This is a genomic window from Hominimerdicola alba 8 (assembly GCF_000178155.2).
GTDB lineage: Bacteria > Bacillota > Clostridia > Oscillospirales > Ruminococcaceae > Hominimerdicola > Hominimerdicola alba_C.
Genome location: NZ_ADKM02000134.1, coordinates 49,231 through 67,748, shown reverse-complemented (window position 1 = coordinate 67,748; position 18,518 = coordinate 49,231). Strand labels below are relative to the sequence as shown.

The 18,518-nt window shown below is 50.7% G+C and carries 18 protein-coding genes and 1 riboswitch; of the genes, 11 read left to right on the top strand and 7 right to left on the bottom strand.

Features of this window, described 5'->3' with window-relative positions:
• Window positions 1–78 precede the first annotated feature (78 nt).
• The 6 genes from CUS_RS17530 to CUS_RS17505 all read left to right on the top strand — a co-directional run bounded on the left by CUS_RS17530 (window position 79) and on the right by CUS_RS17505 (window position 5,955).
• On the top strand, window positions 79–759 hold the full coding sequence (locus tag CUS_RS17530; protein WP_002853383.1) for a response regulator transcription factor: 681 nt from the start codon (window positions 79–81) through the stop codon (window positions 757–759).
• Window positions 759–1,643, top strand: a complete 885-nt coding sequence (locus CUS_RS17525) for a sensor histidine kinase (protein WP_002853298.1) — start codon at window positions 759–761, stop codon at window positions 1,641–1,643. The genes CUS_RS17530 and CUS_RS17525 overlap by 1 nt, the downstream gene beginning before the upstream one ends.
• Window positions 1,644–1,789: 146 nt before the next feature.
• Entirely contained in the window at window positions 1,790–2,752 is a 963-nt protein-coding gene (locus CUS_RS17520) for an ABC transporter ATP-binding protein (protein WP_002853406.1), read from the top strand.
• A complete protein-coding gene (locus tag CUS_RS17515) occupies window positions 2,703–3,494 on the top strand; it encodes an ABC transporter permease subunit (protein WP_037277925.1) in 792 nt (263 codons plus the stop codon). Before CUS_RS17520 ends, CUS_RS17515 begins: the two co-directional genes overlap by 50 nt.
• A gap of 4 nt (window positions 3,495–3,498) precedes the next feature.
• Window positions 3,499–4,287, top strand: a complete 789-nt coding sequence (locus CUS_RS17510; protein WP_002853452.1) for a hypothetical protein — start codon at window positions 3,499–3,501, stop codon at window positions 4,285–4,287.
• A gap of 12 nt (window positions 4,288–4,299) precedes the next feature.
• Entirely contained in the window at window positions 4,300–5,955 is a 1,656-nt protein-coding gene (locus tag CUS_RS17505) for a S41 family peptidase (RefSeq protein WP_002853413.1), read from the top strand.
• 49 nt (window positions 5,956–6,004) lie between these two features.
• Here CUS_RS17505 and thiC read toward each other — a convergent pair whose 3' ends face one another.
• The 7 genes from thiC to thiS all read right to left on the bottom strand — a co-directional run bounded on the left by thiC (window position 6,005) and on the right by thiS (window position 12,366).
• Window positions 6,005–7,318, bottom strand: a complete 1,314-nt coding sequence (thiC, locus tag CUS_RS17500; protein WP_002853354.1) for a phosphomethylpyrimidine synthase ThiC — start codon at window positions 7,316–7,318, stop codon at window positions 6,005–6,007.
• A gap of 1 nt (window position 7,319) precedes the next feature.
• On the bottom strand, window positions 7,320–8,129 hold the full coding sequence (thiD, locus tag CUS_RS17495; protein WP_002853445.1) for a bifunctional hydroxymethylpyrimidine kinase/phosphomethylpyrimidine kinase: 810 nt from the start codon (window positions 8,127–8,129) through the stop codon (window positions 7,320–7,322).
• A gap of 129 nt (window positions 8,130–8,258) precedes the next feature.
• A complete protein-coding gene (gene thiE, locus CUS_RS20580; RefSeq protein ID WP_002853274.1) occupies window positions 8,259–9,488 on the bottom strand; it encodes a thiamine phosphate synthase in 1,230 nt (409 codons plus the stop codon).
• Window positions 9,481–10,731 carry a 2-iminoacetate synthase ThiH gene (gene thiH / locus CUS_RS17480; RefSeq protein ID WP_002853279.1) on the bottom strand — a complete coding sequence of 417 codons (1,251 nt, stop codon included), beginning with the start codon at window positions 10,729–10,731 and terminating at the stop codon, window positions 9,481–9,483. The genes thiE and thiH overlap by 8 nt, the downstream gene beginning before the upstream one ends.
• Window positions 10,732–10,743: 12 nt before the next feature.
• Window positions 10,744–11,517, bottom strand: a complete 774-nt coding sequence (locus tag CUS_RS17475; protein WP_002853432.1) for a thiazole synthase — start codon at window positions 11,515–11,517, stop codon at window positions 10,744–10,746.
• 18 nt (window positions 11,518–11,535) lie between these two features.
• Window positions 11,536–12,171 (bottom strand): sulfur carrier protein ThiS adenylyltransferase ThiF, encoded by a 636-nt coding sequence (gene thiF / locus CUS_RS17470; protein ID WP_002853391.1) that lies wholly within the window; start codon window positions 12,169–12,171, stop codon window positions 11,536–11,538.
• Window positions 12,172–12,366 carry a sulfur carrier protein ThiS gene (gene thiS / locus CUS_RS17465; protein WP_002853258.1) on the bottom strand — a complete coding sequence of 65 codons (195 nt, stop codon included), beginning with the start codon at window positions 12,364–12,366 and terminating at the stop codon, window positions 12,172–12,174. It abuts the gene before it with no gap.
• Between the two features lie 58 nt (window positions 12,367–12,424).
• A riboswitch (TPP riboswitch) is annotated at window positions 12,425–12,532 on the bottom strand.
• A 232-nt stretch (window positions 12,533–12,764) separates the two neighbouring features.
• On the opposite strand from thiS, the gene CUS_RS17460 reads away from it, so the two are divergent.
• Genes CUS_RS17460 through CUS_RS17445 form a run of 5 tightly spaced genes read left to right on the top strand, consistent with a single transcriptional unit; the run spans window position 12,765 to window position 18,477 of the window.
• Window positions 12,765–14,279, top strand: a complete 1,515-nt coding sequence (locus CUS_RS17460; RefSeq protein WP_002853320.1) for a TerB N-terminal domain-containing protein — start codon at window positions 12,765–12,767, stop codon at window positions 14,277–14,279.
• Window positions 14,276–15,592 carry an ATP-binding protein gene (locus tag CUS_RS17455; protein WP_002853466.1) on the top strand — a complete coding sequence of 439 codons (1,317 nt, stop codon included), beginning with the start codon at window positions 14,276–14,278 and terminating at the stop codon, window positions 15,590–15,592. The genes CUS_RS17460 and CUS_RS17455 overlap by 4 nt, the downstream gene beginning before the upstream one ends.
• Window positions 15,589–16,080, top strand: coding sequence for a hypothetical protein (locus CUS_RS17450; RefSeq protein ID WP_002853430.1), 492 nt, complete (start codon window positions 15,589–15,591; stop codon window positions 16,078–16,080). Before CUS_RS17455 ends, CUS_RS17450 begins: the two co-directional genes overlap by 4 nt.
• Window positions 16,081–16,091: 11 nt before the next feature.
• Window positions 16,092–16,250, top strand: a complete 159-nt coding sequence (locus tag CUS_RS20130; protein ID WP_002853208.1) for a hypothetical protein — start codon at window positions 16,092–16,094, stop codon at window positions 16,248–16,250.
• Window positions 16,237–18,477 (top strand): DEAD/DEAH box helicase, encoded by a 2,241-nt coding sequence (locus CUS_RS17445; protein WP_002853333.1) that lies wholly within the window; start codon window positions 16,237–16,239, stop codon window positions 18,475–18,477. The genes CUS_RS20130 and CUS_RS17445 overlap by 14 nt, the downstream gene beginning before the upstream one ends.
• The last annotated feature ends 41 nt before the right edge of the window (window positions 18,478–18,518 follow it).

Sequence of the window (18,518 nt, the reverse complement as noted above, 5' to 3'; positions counted from 1 at the left end):
GAATTTTAAGGCGGATTGCTATAAACATCGGAGAACATGATCTGATATATGATGCTTTCTGAAAGGCAGGAGATGACAATGAAATACAAAATAGCTGTCATAGAAGACGACCGCGAGATAAACAACATACTCTTCAGACTGCTTACCGACAGCGGATACGAAGCAGTTCAGGCATTTGACGGCAGTGAGGCTTCACGGCTGCTTAAAGCTGAAAACTTTGATCTGGTTCTGATGGATCTTATGCTGCCATACAAAAGCGGTGAGCGCCTTATAGCTGAGATTCGTGAAACTTCGCAGACACCTGTTATCGTTATTTCTGCAAAGTCGATGATGGAAACAAAGCTGGAAGTCCTGCGGCTGGGGGCTGATGACTACATTATCAAGCCATTTGACATTGATGAAGTGCTGGTGCGCATCGAAGTCGTCCTTAGGCGGACGGCAGGCAGTCAGCATTCTGACAGCCTTGAAGTAGGCGGGATAGTCCTCAACAACACCGAAAACTCCGTAACGCTAGACGGCACAGCGGTCAGACTTACCGCAAAAGAACTGATGCTGCTGCGCCTTTTCATGGAACACCCGCAGAAAGTTTACACCAAAGCAGAACTCTATGAAAGCGTCTGGAACGACACCTACTACTATGAGGACAACACCATAAACGTACATGTCAGCAACCTGCGAAGCAAACTGAAAAAAGCAGGCGGGCGCGACTTCATCGACACGGTATGGGGCATCGGCTACCGCCTTAAAGGTGAAGGCTGATGGTCTGGGCGATAGTTATTCTGTCAGTTGTCAGCATCGCACTTCTCAGCTACCTGCTGGCGCTGAAACATCAGCTGCGCAATATGACGCGGGGACTTGAACGCACCAACCATGCCGATTATGACAGGCTTCTGCTTATACAGCTTTTCGATAAGGACGCAAATGACCTTGCAAACACCATAAACCATACCATCGACAATCAGCGCCGCCTAAAGATAGATGCTGAACAGGCTGAACTCGCTCTGAAACAGTCGGTGTCGGATATAGCGCACGACCTGCGCACCCCGATGGCAGTCATCAAAGGCGACCTACAGCTTATCCTGCGTGACACCGACCTCTCCCCCAAAAGCCGAAGCTATGCCGAGATATGCCTCGAAAAGACGGGTCAGCTTAAAACCATGACAGATGAGTTTTTTGAGCTTGCTGTGCTTGAAAGCGACCGCGCTGAGGTCACTCTCGAAAAGGTGGATATGACCCGCCTGCTGATGCAGTTTATTGCCGAAAACGAGGGCGTTATCACCTCAGCGGGACTTGAACCCGATATCAGCTTCCCGCCAAAGACAGTCTTCGTGCAGGCTGATGAAGGGCTTGTCAGACGAATGCTGGGCAATCTGCTGGGGAATGTACTGAAATACTCCCGCAAAAGTTTCATGCTGAAACTCAGCGAGAACGGCAGTGTCAGCATTTCCAACCCTGTACACAGCGGGGACATCTCTGCCGAAAGGCTTTTCGAGCGCACCTATCGCGGAGATAAAGCACGCGGCGGCGGCGGTGCAGGTCTGGGACTTTATATCGTCAGACTGCTGGCTGAAAAACAGGGCGGCGAGGTAAGTGCCGATGTCAGCGGCAATATGCTGACCATCACGATAAAATTCAGAACATAAAAAAGCGGTACGGGCTGACCGCTTTTTTGTTGCCCATATATTTGTGAACTTTTTGTAAACACTGATTTTATTTAAGAAATTCTTTATGTTTGTATTTTACTATAATATCAAGGAAATTTCCAGATACCCGAAAGGAGCGAACAAAAATGTCTGATACGATAATGACAGCATCATCGCTGACAAAACAGTACATGAAAAACACAGTCGTAAAGGAGGTCAGCTTTAAGATACGCAAGGGCATGATATGCGGTCTTGTTGGACCAAACGGCGCAGGCAAGACAACCATAATGAAAATGCTGGGCGGGCTGACCATACCCACCTCAGGAAGTATGGAGATATTCGGTGAGCGCGATGAGAAAGGTCTTGCACACTCGCGAAGCAGGATGAGTTTTATGATAGAAACGCCATACGCAAAACAGAATATGACCGCCATGCAGAACATGGAGAAACTCCGCCTGCAAAAAGGTCTGCCCGATAAGTGGCGCATCAAGGAAGTCCTTGAGATGGTGGGACTTGCCGATACAGGCAAAAAAGTCGTCAAGAATTTCTCACTGGGCATGAAGCAAAGACTGGGCATCGCGGGCGCTATGCTGACAAAGCCCGAAATAATGGTGCTTGACGAACCCGTGAACGGTCTTGACCCCGAAGGCATCGTTGAGATACGCGAACTTCTGCTGAAACTCAACCGCGAAGAGCATGTTACCATACTCATATCCTCTCACCTGCTGAGTGAACTCTCTCTGCTGTGTACCGATTATCTCTTCATTCGTCACGGCGAGATAGTGCAGGATATATCCGCAGATGACCTGAAACGCACCTGCCACGAATACTTACGCATCAGCACCGACAACAATTCGCTGATGCCTGCTGTGCTTGAAAACAAGCTGAGGCTGAAAGACTTCACTGTGCAGAAAGACGGCTCGGTTCACCTCTACGAAAAAACAGAGGATATAAGGCTCATATCAAAGACCCTTTTCGAGAATAATATCATACCCACCGAGATACACATGCACGATGCAAATCTCGAAGAATACTATATGAAACTGGTAGGTGATGACGATGTTCAACGTGATAAAAGCGCAGATATATCAGCTGTCAAGAAGCATTAGTACCTATATCATACTCATCGTAAGCGCAGCGATACTTGTGCTTTTCTTTGCGGCAGAAGGCTTCGGCAGCGAACAGTTGAACGGAAGCTGTTTCGCCGTAAATTCGGCTGAAATGTATTCAGAATGCCTGCCGATGTTCGTGATGCTTTACACTGCCATAATATGCGCAGGCGACATGAAAGACAAGACCATGAACTATGAGATGCTTTCAGGCACAAAGCGAATATACGTATACTGCGGCAGGATCATTGTCAGCCTTTTGGTGAACACTCTGCTGACAGTGATACTGTTTGCTGTGCCGACACTTATCATCAGCGCCATATACGGCTGGGGCTACACAGTCCCCGTTTCAGATGTCATACTGCGCTGGGTATCGGCACTTCTACCCATAATGCGCCTTACAATGTTCTACGCTATGGTCAGCTTTATATTCAAAAGCCCCGTATTGGTGTGCGCACTGGGTTATGTGCTGACATTTCTGGAAATGATACTATCATTGTTAATTCAGGAGATGTTCTCAGGCAAGATAATACCCATGTACTGCATGTCGTTCTACAATATGACCACACTTCTCTGCCCTGAAAATTACGGCTACGGCTTTGCCGAAGAGAAAGATATAATGGTAGTAAAAGACCTGCTCCGGACTTCCACCGCTTTACACGGCATGGCGGCAGGAATGCTGGGCATAGTGATATTCGGGGTGCTGGGCTATCTGGCATTCAGAAAGAAAGATATGGGGTGAGCGCATGAAAGACCTTATAAGGGCGCAGATATACCAGATACTGCGCACAAGAGTTTACTTCTGGGTACTTATCGCATGTCTGGCGCTGGCGGTGCTTTTCGGCGTGTCTGAATATCTCAACGGCGCAGATGACCTTGACGAGGGAATGCTTCTGACAGCCTCAGACTTTTTCACCCGCTGCGGCATGATCGCAACGCTGTTTCTGGGATTTTCGGGATTTTTCGTTTCATTCTTCACAGGTGATGATTTCAAGGACAAAACTGCCAATTATGAACTTATGTCTGGCAGACTGAGAAAGCAGTCATTCGTCGCGAGGGTGACGGTCACTGTCGTTTTCAACATACTGCTGGGATCTCTGATGATGGTATTACCGCTGACTTTATACTCCCTGCTGACAGGCTGGGGCAACAGCATACCCGTCAGCGCGGCAGTTACGCGCATACTGCTGATGGCATTCCCGTTTTTCAGACAGATATGCTTTTACATACTGCTGACATACATCATCAAACGTCCGGGTTATGCTTTTCTGGCTTGCTACGGCTACATGTGCATTCTTACGCTTCTGCCCGCGCAGGCTGACCCCACAGGCGCAGTGCTGGCATTCACAAGCATACAGAACCTTCTGCACTTCGACTATTGGGCGACTTTCGGGCTTGAACGTGATGCACAGGTCATCTACGACCCCAATATCGACACTGCACTTGCTGTACGCATCATCATTTCTTCGCTGGCGGCAGGCGCGGCATACCTCTGGGCGGCATACAGCTACTTCCACAAAGACGATATAGAATAAGGGGGCAAAAAAATGGATAGTATTAAAAATATCGACCTTGTCATCATCGCACTTATGCCCCTTTGCAGTGTACTGCTTTGGGCACTGGCGAACTACGCCGAAAAGGTCATGAGTTCGCGCTGGCGCATCTGCTGGCTCGTCCCCGCCTTTCTCACCGCGATACTCACCTACCTCGCGGGCTTTGAAAAGCTGATGCTTCCCGCATATATCGCGGCAGCAGTGTTCGTCATCGGTCTTGCAAAGCCCGAAAAAAAGCCGCGAAAGATAGCTTCCGTCACGGCGGCTGTGCTGGGGCTGACAGCACTTCCACTCTGCACCCTTGTCGGCGGCTACCGCACCCCCGATCTGGTGAAGAATTTCAATAACGGCTTCAACAAAATGAAAGCCCACTATGTTCTTTCGGAAGAAAAAGAGATAGACTGGGACGCACTCTACGCCAAATACCTCCCACAGTTCGAGGAAGCCGAAAAAGCCCACGACAAGGTGCGCAACGAGATAGTCTGGGCGAAATTCTGCGCTGAGTTCCATGACCTGCATGTAAACTACATCACCGATGAAGAAACCAACAAAGCCGCAAAAAAATGTGCAGGCGGAAATGACTACGGGCTGGTCATAACAAAGCTGGCTGACGGTTCTTTCGCGGCGGTGCAGGTAGATGACAGCCTGAAAGCTAAAGGAATACACAACGGCACACCCGTCATCAGCTGGAACGGTATCTCCCCCGCCGAAGCCGACAAGCAGTCTGAACTTTATGAGATGCAGAACTATGCCGACGAGGACAACGCAAAGTTCTACGAGGGATTTTTCGCCGCAGGCACAGGCGGCGAAACCGCCGAACTGGTCTATACCGACGATGACGGCGTTCAGCAGACCATAACTCTGCCAAAGCTGAACGATGACTACTATTCGCGCTGTAAAGATGCTTATGAAACTATCAATCAGGGTCTTAACGTGGGACACATGACTGTCACAAAGCTGAATGACACCACCGCCTGCCTGCGCATAAAGACCATGTCATTTGACAGCATTTCCGAAAAAGATGACCATGCCGCCATGCAGAAAGAGATACGCGAGAACATTCTTGCACTGAAAGAACAGGGCGTTCGTGATATAGTAATTGATATTCGCGAGAACAACGGCGGTTCGGGCAGTATGGTCAAGGCGATAGCACAGCTGTTCGCCCCTGAGGGTGAACACTACTACGTGACCGATGCCTACTGGGACGACACCTCTCACTGCTACAAAAGTGAAGGCGGCGGCAAGTGGAAGACCGACCACGATATAGTTTTTGACGGCGAAAATATTCTCGGTGACGAAGGCAGGATAATCGTGCTGGTGACAGCCCATTCCGTCAGTGCCGCCGACCACATAACCAAGCTGATGTCGGGCTTTGACAACACCACGATAATCGGCTTTACCGAAAGTTCAGGCTCGGCGCAGGGCGTAACACCGACAGATCTCGACTTAGGAATGTTCAGCTTTTCAAGTTCCCTCATGCTGAATAAGGACGGCTCTGTATTCATCGACAGCGGCACAGACTATCAGTCGGGCATTGAGGTGGATATTAAAGTCCCTTACAACAATCAGGCGCTCACCGCCCTGTTTGATGACGGCAAAGACTACCTTATGGACTATTCCCTTGAATATCTTGCAGAATTGGAAAGGTAAACACAAAACCCCCGCACTCAGCTGAGTACGGGGGCTATTTTTTGTACTGTTACTTTTCCGAGCAGAACTCTACGGTCTTGCCTTCGAGTATCATATTAGTGGTGCGAACGGCGCACATCTTGCCGCACATCGAACATGTGTGTCTGTCAGCGGGCGGTGTGCTTTCAAAATACTCCCTTGCCTTTTCGGGGTCAAAAGCTATCTTGAACATCTCCTCCCACTCGACCTTGTGCCTTGCTTCTGCCATAGCGTTGTCCTTGTCCCTTGCGTGAGGAACGCCCTTAGCTATGTCAGCAGCATGAGCGGCAATCTTGCTGGCAATAATGCCCTCCTTTACATCGTTGACATCAGGCAGTCTGAGATGCTCTGCGGGTGTAACATAGCAGAGGAAATCAGCACCGCTGGAAGCCGCGATAGCGCCGCCAATGGCAGTCGTGATGTGGTCGTAGCCGGGGAAAATATCGGTAACAACAGGACCCAGCACATAGAAAGGCGCATTGTGGCAGATGCGCTTCTGCAAACGCATGTTTGCTTCTATCTCGTTCATAGCCATGTGACCGGGACCCTCGACCATTACCTGAACATCTTTCTCCCAAGCCCTCTGTGTCAGGTGACCCAGTTCGATAAGTTCGGCGATCTGACCTGCATCGGTAGCATCATCTATACAGCCGGGACGCAGTGCATCGCCCAGACTGATAGTGCAGTCGAACTCACGGAGTATCTCCAGCACTTCATCATAATGCTCGTAGAACGGGTTCTCGTTGCCTGTCATCATCATCCACGCAAAAAGCAGTGAGCCGCCGCGCGAAACTATGTTCATCTTTCTGCCCTCGCGCATGAAAGCCTCAACAGCGCGTCTGTTTATACCTGCGTGAATGGTCATAAAGTCCACGCCCTCTTCTGCATGTGCGCGTACAACTTTCAGGAAATCCTCAGCGGTTATCTCCAGCAGATCCTTCTCCAGATAGCCGATAGCATCGTACATCGGCACAGTGCCTATCATAGCAGGCGACTTTGCTATCAGTTCGCGCCTGAAAGTGTTGGTCTTGCCGTAATTTGAAAGATCCATGATCGCCTCAGCACCGAACTTGTGTGCCAGTTCGACTTTCTGCATTTCCTTTTCGTAGTCCTTAGCATCGCCCGATATGCCCAGATTAACGTTTATCTTTGTGCGCATTCTTGTGCCGATGCCCTCAGGGGAAATAGCCTTGTGGTTTATGTTGCAGGGTATAGCCACCTCGCCCTTAGCCACCAGTGCGCGGAGTTCTTCGGGGTCGATATACTCCTTTTCGGCTACGATCTTCATTTCGGGTGTGATGATGCCTTTCTTTGCGGCTTCCATCTGTGTTGCATATTCTCTCATGTCAATTTTTCCTTTCTGCTGTAAATTCATTGTCTATCGCAAATGCGTGATCCATCGGTCCGCTGCCATGCCCCAGATCGAGCATAGCCGCCAGCGCACCTGAGATATACCTCTTTGCTCTCTCAACAGCTTCGTCCAGCGCATAGCCCTTTGCAAGATTTGATGCTATGGCACTTGAAAGCGTACAGCCTGTGCCGTGAGTGTTGGGGTTGTCGATGCGTTTGCCCTCGAACCACTTTTTCACTCCCCTGCCCACCAGCAGGTCGTTGGCATCGTTGAGCTGATGACCGCCTTTTAAAAGCACAGCACAGCCGTACTCCGCGAATATCTGCTCTGCCGCTTTCTCCATATCATCAGCCGAACGTATCTCAGTACCCGCCAGCACTTCCGCTTCTGGAATGTTGGGCGTGATGACCTCAGCAAGGGGTATCAGCCTTTTTTTCAGCGTATCGATAGCTTCCTCACTGATGAGCCTTGCCCCGCTGGTAGCCACCATAACAGGGTCAAGCACGATGTTCTTCGCCTTATACTCTGTCAGCTTGTCAGCTATGGCTTCTATCAGCGCCGCCGATGATACCATGCCTATTTTTACAGCGTCGGGAAAAATATCCTCAAATACACGGTCAAGCTGTTCGGCAAGAAAAGCGGGAGTTACCTCCATTATCCCCGAAACGCCCGTCGTGTTCTGTGCAGTCAGGGCAGTAACGGCTGTCATGGCGAAAACGCCGTTTGCCGTCATTGTCTTGATATCTGCCTGTATCCCGGCGCCTCCGCTGGAATCGCTTCCCGCGATGCTCAATGCTGTTCTCATAGTATTACTCCTCTCGTTTACTAGCATTGGTTTTGTATAGCGACATAAGGTGGTGCCCCCGATATGCCGCTCTTTATATCATTCAGCGCAGAACGTTCCGCCGTTGCGGTCGGTCATCTGCGCATTTTATCAGAACATTCCGCTTATCAGTTCTTTCAGCCGCGCCGTCCTGCTTTCGATATCGTCAGCCCCGAAAACCGCCGAAACTACCGCAAATCCTTCTGCACCCATGCCCGCAAGCGTGCCTATATTTTCAAGGCTTATGCCGCCGATGGCTACACATGGTATGCTCACAGCGCCTGCTATCTCACTGAAAAGCGCCTTGCTGACAGGTATCGCATTTGTCTTTGTGGGCGACGGGAACAGTGCCCCAACGCCTAAATAGTCAGCCCCCGCCGCCTGAGCGTTCTGCGCCTGCGCGACAGTCTTTGCAGTCGCCCCGATCATGAAGCCGCCGCCTGCTTTCGCCCTTATCTCGTCAACAGGTGCGTCCTCTATGCCCACATGGACACCGTCTGCGCCTGCTTCTATGGCAGCCTGCCAGTCATCATTGACTATCAGCGGCGCACCGTACTTATGGCATACAGGCAGAAGTTCCCTTGCCTGCGCCACAAGCCCCTCATGACCGCACTGCTTGTCCCTCAGCTGAATGATGTTCGCGCCGCCTTTGAGCGCACTTTCCACACAGCTGACTATCCCCCGCTCTTTAACGAGCGCGGGGTCTGTAATTGCGTAAAGCCTCAGCTTATCGCCTGTTATCCTCATATTCATCACTTCCCTGAGTTTTTCTGTAAGCATGTGCGGTTCGCCCGACATGAAGCCGCTCATCACACACACTCCGTCAGCGCCCGCACGAATGACCTTCCCCGCATTTTCGGGCGAGATGCCGCCTATACCGTAAACAGGTATATCCACCGCACCGCTGACTTTTCGCACAAAGTCAAGCCCGCGCCCTGCAAGACCTTTCTTGCAGTCGGTCTTAAAAACATGACCCGCCGTCACATAACCTGCCCCCAGAGTCTGCGCTTCCAGCGCATCTTCCGTCGAGTGGCATGAAGCGCCTATCAGCCTGAATTTTGACTTTGTGTCATCATCAAGCCCGCGCAGTACCCCCAGCGGCAGGTGGATACATTCCGCGCCAAGTTCCAGCGCCGCACCCACAAAGTTGTGAAGCACAACTTTCGTACTGCTCTCAGCAAACATCTCCATGACCCGCGCCGCCAGCTTTTTATACTCGTCCTCAGTCAGTTCTTTTGCCCGAAGCACCAGCATATCAGCGCCGCTCTCAGCTATCTTCTCAAGCTGTTTATGGGCGTTTTCGCAAAGTGTCAGCGCAGTTACGCAGACTACCTTACACATACAGATAGTCGTTCAGCACAGGCTGAAGCCCCTCGTCCGACATATCCTTGTACATCGTTTCAAAACTGCGGCTGTCGGCTATCTCGAACTGCTCGTCGCCCTCTTCGGCATTCTCCTTGCCTGTGTACTTGCTCTCATGGTCACCGATACCTGTGGAAACGCCCGCAGATATCTTAGTTGCGGCTATCTTCACGATGCCGTCACGGAAACTCTTCGACTCTCTGGAAGAAACGGTGATGCCTGCAAACGGCAGGAAAAGTCTGTAAGCGCAAAGCACCTGACAAAGCTGTTTTTCACGGACGTCCAGCGGGTCTATCTTGTCGTTGTTGACTATCGGGCGCAGTCTGGGACATGACAGTGATATCTCAGCCTGCGGGTATTTTCTTTGCAGATAGTACATGTGCAGTGCAGTGGCAAGTGCATCTTTCCTGAAATCGGAAAGTCCCAGCAATGCCGACCCTGCAACACCTCTCATGCCGCCCATGAGCGCCCTTTCCTGCGCTTCAAAGCGGTAAGGCCACACCCTCTTGTGACCTGCCAGATGGAGCGTTTCGTACTTGTCACTGTCATAAGTTTCCTGAAAGACGGTGACATAGTCAACGCCGCATTCGTGGAGATAGCGGTAGTCCTCAACATTGACAGGGTATATCTCAACGCCCACCATTCTGAAATACTTGCGTGCCAGCTTGCATGCTTCTCCGATGTACCTTACATCGCTCATCGCTTTGCTCTCACCTGTGAGTATAAGTATCTCCTCCATGCCGCTGTCCGCGATGACTTTCATCTCATGCTCTATCTGCTCCATGTTGAGTTTCATGCGGCGTATCTTATTATAGCAGTTGAAGCCGCAGTAAACGCAGTAATTCTCGCAGTAATTGGCTATATACAGCGGTGTGAACAGGTAGACCGTGTTGCCGAAATGCTTTCTTGTTTCCACCCTTGCACGTTCAGCCATCTGTTCAAGGAAAGGTTCAGCGGCGGGCGAAAGCAGTGCCTTGAACTCTTCAACGCCGATAGTTGCCTGCTGTAAGGCGCGTGAAACATCTTTTGCAGTGTAGGCAGAGGCATCATAGCTGTTAAAATGTGCCATGACTTTCTCGCGGATATCGCTCTTTATCTGCTCCTGACCTTCCATATACTTCATGTGGTCGGTGCGGCAGGAGGGGTCATTTTCCAGCTTGTGCTTGCGCCTCAGTGCTTCTTCCGAAAGCCCCTCAGAGTCGAAGATATAATTGTTCTCCATGTCAGCGCCCCCTTAGTCCCTCAGGAAGCCCGTCAGCGTATCGGAGGGTGATGCGCCCCTGACAAGCACTCTGCCCAGACCCGAAAGGTAAGCCTGTCTGCCTGCTTCTATCGCCTTGCGGAAAGCGTCAGCCATCATCGGCAGGTCGCCCGCAGTTGCAAGTGCGGTGTTGGACATTACAGCCGCCGCGCCCATCTCCATAGCTTCGCAAGCCTGCGATGGTCTGCCGATGCCTGCGTCAACGATGATAGGCAGGTCTATCTCATCAATGAGTATCTGTATGAAATCCCTTGTGGCAAGACCTTTATTTGAACCTATCGGTGATGCCAGCGGCATTACCGAAGCCGCACCTGCATTAACAAGGTCGCGGGCGGTATTGAGGTCGGGATACATGTATGGCATTACCACAAAGCCCTCGTTTGCCAGAATATCTGTCGCCTTGATAGTTTCTGCGTTATCGGGCAGGAGGTACTTTGTATCGCGCATTATCTCTATCTTTACGAAATTGCCGCATCCAAGTTCACGGGCGAGCCTTGCTATGCGCACAGCTTCTTCGGCATTTCTTGCACCGGAAGTATTCGGCAGAAGTGTGACACCCTCAGGGATATGGTCGAGTATGCTCTCGTGTTCTTTGGTGTTGGCGCGTCTTACTGCCAGCGTGATTATCTCAGCGCCTGCATTCTCGACAGCCGCTTTTATAAGTGAAAGCGAGTACTTGCCCGAACCGAGTATGAATCTCGAATTGAACTCATGCCCGCCTATTATCAGCTTGTCATTGTTTTCCATATTTATCTTATCCTTTCCTCAGGGCTCAGTTTCGCCCGCTATTATCCTTATGACCATATTAGCCTGATGTGCCGCGCAAACTGCCACCCTTGATGCGAACAGCGTGCCTGCTTCATTCACATCAGTGTGACCGTCACCACAGAGATAGAAATGTTTCGTTATCCGTCTGGTGCATATCTCGTTGGCACTGGCAAGCCCTGCCATGCCCGAAGCGGCGATCATATACTTATCAGGAAAATTCTCCAGCACGAAATTTACAAGCATGGCTTTCCGGTCTGCCTTGTCAAAGCATTCGCAGACTATATGGCAGTCTTTCAGAAGTTCAGCCATATTATCTTCGGTCAGCTTGACTTCATGGGCAGTTATCTTGCAGTATGGCGCTATCCTGCCGAGTGTTTCGGCAAGTGCCGCCGCTTTCGGCTGACCCAGCTGGTCGGTAAAATACTGCTGACGATGGAGATTAGTGATATCCACTTTATCCATATCAAACAACATCAGTTCGCCCACGCCTGCTCTCGCCAGATGCACTGCCGCATTAGAGCCCAAGCCACCCAGCCCGCAGACGGCGACTTTTGCCTCAGACAGTTTTTTTTGAAGTTCTCTGCCGTGACGCGCTTCAAGCGCACCATACATATCCTCGCATGTGGGTATCATCTAACCGCCCCCCACAAAGCTGACGACTTCAACGCTGTCGCCGTCTTTGAGCACAGTGCTGTCATACTGCGATTTCGGCAGGATATCGAGGTTAAGTTCAACAGCTACCCTTTTGGGGTCGTAGCCGTTTTCAGCCAGCAGTTCAGTGACGGTCTTTCCGTCAAACGAAGTGATATCGCCGTTTACCTTTACCATTTCTTTACCTCCCATCAGCCAACAAAAAGGGGGACTGCGCGCAAAAACAGTCCCCCGATAGTTCGGTTTGTTATGTCCCTACGTTGGCATTATCCAAATCAGGTCGCGGGTCGATAGCTCTGTCGCTATCCTCTCAGCCTGCCTACAAGCTCCCCGTTTATTCGTTTACCGTTATATTATAACTCCTTTTTTTCAAAATGTCAAGCGCTTTTGCTGAAATATCTGCTTTTGGCGAGCGTGCCGTGACAGCTCTCAGAGTGGTGTTATATCCGCTATAATATACAGCGAACTGCCGCTTTTGCTTTTCGAGTCCGTTAAGATGTACCGTCAAGACTTGAAATCGGCGGGGATATATGGTATAATATGTGTGTATACCTATTGTGCGGGAGGTGCAATTCTTGAAAAATATCGAAGACCTTATAGAACTTATCATGGGTGACACTAAGCTGAAAGAACTCAGTGATAAGATATATAAAGATGAACCCATTTTAAAACGTGCTTCTCAGCTTGTGCAGGATGTTATACCGAAGCAGGATACTCCGCCTAAGCTGATGGAGATGCGCCGAATGGTCTACCTGCCCGAAGCACAGTGGAAATCGCGCGAGTGGCTTTTCTACAAACAGGGAAATTTCATGGCTGGCTATGAAGACAGCTGCACTGACTTTGTTCCGTTTGAAAAATACTCACCTACATATTCAGATATGACACTGCCGCAGCAGCGCACTTATTTTGGCTGGCGCACTATGGTCAGAAAGGGAGAATACCCCGATATAAGCCTGTCATACATATTCATCTACTGCTATGAGATGATAAATCTTATAGGCGTACAAAAACGCATAGACGCTTACAGCAACATGAAGATGATACTCGAACACTACGGTGAACTACAGCCGAAGCTGAAGACTTACATCGAAAAATGGCTGTTTGACATGGTGATATATTACGACCTTGACATATCACTTCTGGAATGCAGTGAGAACATAATATTTGACAAGGCTCTTATGACACTGAAAAGTCCTGCCGAACACTCTGAGGAAGAACTGTTTTCTGCAATGAACACACTTTCTTCCTACAACGCAGAACGTTCGACTTTCTACAAGACCTGTCCCGAAGATTTTGCGGCAGTGGCGGCGGGAAGCTATCTGGAACTGAACGCCTACTACGCCGCACACAGGCAGAACAGCCTGTTCTACAAGTTTTTCGGAAATATATCTACCACGACCCACAGCATGTTCGCGATGTCGGTATTCTGCCACCACCGCGTCACAAAGCACACGGTATATGAGATAGACAAAGTGCGCAGATACGTGTTCTCAAACGGGCTGTGGTACTGCGAGGAATATTCGGGCAAGCCCCACAGCAAGAAAAAACTGGGCGACCTCCTGCGGGCGGTGGACAGCATGATGCGGACAAAGCTGGGCTTCAAAAAGAGCCTGCAATGCCCCGACATAACCAAGCAGATGCAAAAGGTGATAAGCGAGCAGATAGATAAACTGACCGAACGCAAAAAGCGTGAAGAAGCCGCAAAAGTCGAGATAGACCTCTCAAAGCTGGGAAGCATACGCCGCGCCGCCGCCATCACACGTGACAAGCTGATAGTTGAAGAAGAGTACGATGATGAGCCGACATCTCAGCCCGAACCGACTGTCACGGCAGAGGAGGAGCATGATGATGCTGTGCAGAACAGCACGCCGCTGAATGACGGAGAATACGCTTTCATGCAGGCGATTTTATACGGCGGCGACTGCCGTCAGGCGGCACAGAAAACCGGTTCTATGCCGTCACTTATGGCTGACAGCATAAATGAAAAGCTGTATGACGCTTTTGCAGATACAGTACTGACATTTGACGGTGACACGCCTGTTGTCATAGAGGATTACGAAGAAGAACTGAAAGGAATGATACTTCCGTGAAGATACCAAAGAGGATAGCTTCGGCTGTGATAAATTCACTGAAAGGCGGCGTTGTGCCGAGAATAGGTCTGCCGTATATAACAGTGGGCAGAGAAGTCGAGATAGATGCGCTTCTGCACGATGTTGACATAATCGAGGACGGCGGTGCGTCTTTCAGATTTATCGTGGGCAAATACGGCAGCGGCAAAAGTTTTCTTTTGCAGACCATCAGAAGCCATGTGATGGACAGGAATTTCGTGGTGGTAGATGCCGACCTTTCACCCGAACGCCGTCTGCAAGGCACAAAGGGTCAGGGTCTTGCGACCTACAAGGAACTTATACGCAACATGTCCACCAAAACACGTCCCGACGGCGGTGCGCTGACGCTCATACTCGACCGCTGGATAAGCGGTGTGCAGGCAGAAGCGGCGGCTGACAGCGGACTCGAACCGACTTCGCCCGAATTTGCGGCAGAAGTGGAGAAGAAGATATATCAGGTGATAAACGCACTGAATGAGATGGTTCACGGCTTTGACTTTGCAAGACTGCTGACTATCTACTACCGCGCGGCTGTTTCGGGTGATGACGAACAGAAAGCAAAAGTAGTCAAGTGGTTCAGGGGCGAATATGTAAACAAAACAGAAGCTAAGGGCGAACTTGGCGTAAACATCATCATCACGGACGATGACTGGTATGAGTACATAAAGCTGTTCGCCATGTTCCTGAAAATGGCGGGCTACAGCGGTCTGCTGGTGCTGGTGGACGAACTGGTGAACATATACAAGATACCCAACGCCATCACCAGACAGTACAACTACGAAAAGATACTTACGATGTACAACGACACTTTACAGGGAAAGGCGAAGTATCTCGGCATAATAATGGGCGGCACTCCGCAGTGCATAGAGGATACCAGACGGGGCGTATACAGCTATGAAGCACTGCGCTCGCGCCTTGCTGAGGGGCGCTTCGGACGCGAGGGCATACGGGATATGCTCGCACCTGTGATACACCTTGTCCCGCTGACTTATGAGGAGATGCTTGTGCTGACCGAAAAGCTGGCTGACATACACGCACAGCTTTTCGGCTATGAACAGCGCATAACGCAGGAGGATATGATAGTCTTCATCAAGACCGAATTCGGGCGGATAGGGGCTGACAGCCACATCACGCCCCGTGAGGTGATACGCGATTTCATCGAACTTCTCGACATCGCTTTCCAGAACCCTGAGATAAACATTTCGGAAACTATCACCTCAGGCGGCTTTGAGTATTCAAAGCCTGCGGCTGAGGAAGAAACTGCGGGCGGCGATTTTGCCGAATTTGACATATGAACACCGACAGGGTGATAGTCATCGGGTGTCCGGGGTCGGGCAAAAGCACATTTGCGCGCAGATATTCCGCGCTGACAGGGCTTGCGCTGTTCCACCTTGACCTTATCTACCACCGTCCCGACCACACAACTGTTTCGCGGGAGGTCTTCGACCACAGGCTGGAAACTGTCATGTGTACAAAAAGCTGGATAATAGACGGCAACTATCAGCGCACTATGGAAAAGCGCATAAAAAAATGCGATAAGGTGTTCCTGTTTGACCTGCCAACAGAAGTCTGTCTGGCGGGCGCTAAGGAACGGCTGGGCACGCCGCGCCCCGATATGCCCTGGTTCGAGGAAAAACTTGACCCCGATTTTGAGGACCATATAAAAGAATTCCGCGAAAAAAATCTGCCGAAGATATATGAACTGCTCGAAAAGTACAGCGATAAAGATGTAACGGTGTTCAGGTCGCGCGAAGAGGCTGATGAATATTTATTCGGACTTTAGGGGGATATGGAATGAAAAACAACATACACCGCAATATGACCGAAGAAGACGGTTTCGACCGTTTATATGCCTGTTGGTGCCTGAACCGCAATAATGTTCAGCGCAGGCGTTTCCGCAGAAGAATGAAGATACAGCTTTTAAGGGAAAGGGCAGAAAATGAACGTTTTTGACCGCTATGCACCATTCGTGCAGGACTTTATATACCGAAACAACTGGGAAAGCCTGCGTGCCATACAAGCGGCGGCGGGCGATGTGATATTCAACACCGATGACAATCTTCTGCTGACGGCTTCTACAGCATCGGGCAAGACGGAAGCGGCATTTTTTCCGATACTTACGCTGTTTTCTGAGGACATGCCGCGCTCGGTGGGGGCTATTTACATCGGTCCGCTGAAAGCGCTGATAAACGACCAGTTCACCCGCCTTAACGACCTCTGCGAAGATGCGGGGATACCTGTGTGGCACTGGCATGGCGATGTGGCACAGTCGCATAAGGCGCGTATGCTGAAAAAGCCGTCGGGAATATTGCAGATAACTCCCGAATCACTGGAAGCCATGCTGATGCGCAAGCACGCCGCCATAGCAAAGCTGTTTGGCGACCTGCGGTTCATCGTGATAGATGAGGTGCATTCGCTGATGAGGGGCGACAGAGGCGGACAGACACTTTGCATAATAGAACGGCTTTGCAGGCAGGCAGGGGTCAATCCCCGAAGGATAGGGCTTTCTGCCACGATAGGCGACCCCGAAGCGGCGGGAGAATTTCTGGGCGCGGGCAGCGGCAGGCGAACTGCGATACCTAAAATAGAAGCCAAAGGCACGCGCTGGCGGCTCTCGATGGAGCATTTCTATGTCAGCGATGTGCAGGCAGCGTCCAATAAAAAGGACATAAAAGCACTGCCCGAACTTGAAGAAGCCACCGACAAAGCACCTCAGCACGCCGATCCAGGCATCGGATATGTTTTTGAACACACGCGGGGGAAGAAGTGTCTGGTTTTTGTAAATTCGCGCGAGGAGTGCGAAGCAGTCACCACCACGCTGAGGTCTTACTGTGAAGCAAACCACGAGCGGGACAGATTTCTGATACATCACGGAAATCTGTCTGCATCATACCGTGAAACTGCCGAAGCCGCCATGAAAGATGATGATGTGCAGATGACCACTGTCACCACTGCTACCCTTGAACTCGGCATAGACATCGGCAGGCTGGAACGGGCTTTTCAGATAGATGCGCCTTTTACGGTATCATCATTTTTGCAGAGAATGGGGCGAACCGGCAGACGCGACCTGCCGCCTGAGATGTGGTTCGTGATGCGTGAGGATATGCCCGAACCGCGAACTATGCTGCCATCAACAGTCCCGTGGAAATTGTTGCAGGGCATAGCGCTTGTGCAGGTATATCTGGAAGAGCGGTGGGTCGAACCGCCGAGATTTGACCGCCTGCCGTTCAGCCTGCTGTATCACCAGACCATGTCAACACTGGCTTCCTGCGGCGAACTGACACCCGCACAGCTGGCACAGCGGGTGCTTACGCTGAAATATTTCCACCGCATAACCGCCGACGACTATAAGATACTCCTGCGCCACCTGATAGAGAAAGAACACATACAGCGCACCGAAGAGGGCGGGCTGATAGTGGGTCTGGCGGGGGAACGGCTGGTGAACAACTTCAAATTCTACGCTGTTTTTCAGGAGAACGAGGAGTACACGGTCAGGTGCGAGTCGCAGGAGTTGGGCACGCTGGTGATGCCGCCGCCCGTTGGTGAAAAAATAGCCATCGCGGGTCAGGTATGGATAGTCACCGAACTTGACCACAAGCGTCATCTGGTATACTGCGAACCCGTCAAAGGCAAAGTCCCTGCATATTTCGGGGACTGTCCCGGAGATATAAACACAAAGATATTACAGCGCATGAAACAGGTGCTGTGCGAGGACAAGAGTTATCCATACCTTATGAGGAACGCTGTGGCAAGACTTGAACAGGCGCGTATCTCAACGAGAAATTCGGGAGTCACCACTGACAATCTGATAAATCTGGGGGGCGACATGTGGGCGCTTTTCCCATGGGTGGGTACTTATGCTTTCTTTGCACTGGAGAGATTTCTGAATGTGCGGTGCAGAGAAAAGGTGAAGATGCGCGGACTGGATTCCTGCCGACCTTACTTTATCCAGTTCACGATGAAAGCCACCAAAGAAGAATTCTTCCGCACACTGAGGGAGGAAGCGAACAAGCCAATCGACCCGATGGAACTGGTCTATCCGAAAGAGATACCGTTATTCGAGAAATATGACGAGCATCTGCCTGCCGAACTGGTTCGCAAGGGCTTTGCCTACGGTGTGCTTGACATCGACGGCATGCTGGCGGCAGTCAACAGCTGGTGCGACAAAGAGGGCTTCTGACACAAAAAGCGCACACGGAGAATTTTCCGTGTGCACTTGAA

Excerpts from the sequence above, each read along its gene's own strand:
- CUS_RS17530 (WP_002853383.1), top strand. The coding sequence starts at position 79 with ATGAAATACAAAATAGCTGTCATAGAAGACGACCGCGAGATAAACAAC.
- CUS_RS17525 (WP_002853298.1), top strand. The coding sequence starts at position 759 with ATGGTCTGGGCGATAGTTATTCTGTCAGTTGTCAGCATCGCACTTCTC.
- CUS_RS17520 (WP_002853406.1), top strand. The coding sequence starts at position 1,790 with ATGTCTGATACGATAATGACAGCATCATCGCTGACAAAACAGTACATG.
- CUS_RS17515 (WP_037277925.1), top strand. The coding sequence starts at position 2,703 with ATGTTCAACGTGATAAAAGCGCAGATATATCAGCTGTCAAGAAGCATT.
- CUS_RS17510 (WP_002853452.1), top strand. The coding sequence starts at position 3,499 with ATGAAAGACCTTATAAGGGCGCAGATATACCAGATACTGCGCACAAGA.
- CUS_RS17505 (WP_002853413.1), top strand. The coding sequence starts at position 4,300 with ATGGATAGTATTAAAAATATCGACCTTGTCATCATCGCACTTATGCCC.
- thiC (WP_002853354.1), bottom strand. The coding sequence starts at position 7,318 with ATGAGAGAATATGCAACACAGATGGAAGCCGCAAAGAAAGGCATCATC.
- thiD (WP_002853445.1), bottom strand. The coding sequence starts at position 8,129 with ATGAGAACAGCATTGAGCATCGCGGGAAGCGATTCCAGCGGAGGCGCC.
- thiE (WP_002853274.1), bottom strand. The coding sequence starts at position 9,488 with ATGTGTAAGGTAGTCTGCGTAACTGCGCTGACACTTTGCGAAAACGCC.
- thiH (WP_002853279.1), bottom strand. The coding sequence starts at position 10,731 with ATGGAGAACAATTATATCTTCGACTCTGAGGGGCTTTCGGAAGAAGCA.
- CUS_RS17475 (WP_002853432.1), bottom strand. The coding sequence starts at position 11,517 with ATGGAAAACAATGACAAGCTGATAATAGGCGGGCATGAGTTCAATTCG.
- thiF (WP_002853391.1), bottom strand. The coding sequence starts at position 12,171 with ATGATACCCACATGCGAGGATATGTATGGTGCGCTTGAAGCGCGTCAC.
- thiS (WP_002853258.1), bottom strand. The coding sequence starts at position 12,366 with ATGGTAAAGGTAAACGGCGATATCACTTCGTTTGACGGAAAGACCGTC.
- CUS_RS17450 (WP_002853430.1), top strand. The coding sequence starts at position 15,589 with ATGAACACCGACAGGGTGATAGTCATCGGGTGTCCGGGGTCGGGCAAA.
- CUS_RS20130 (WP_002853208.1), top strand. The coding sequence starts at position 16,092 with ATGAAAAACAACATACACCGCAATATGACCGAAGAAGACGGTTTCGAC.
- CUS_RS17445 (WP_002853333.1), top strand. The coding sequence starts at position 16,237 with ATGAACGTTTTTGACCGCTATGCACCATTCGTGCAGGACTTTATATAC.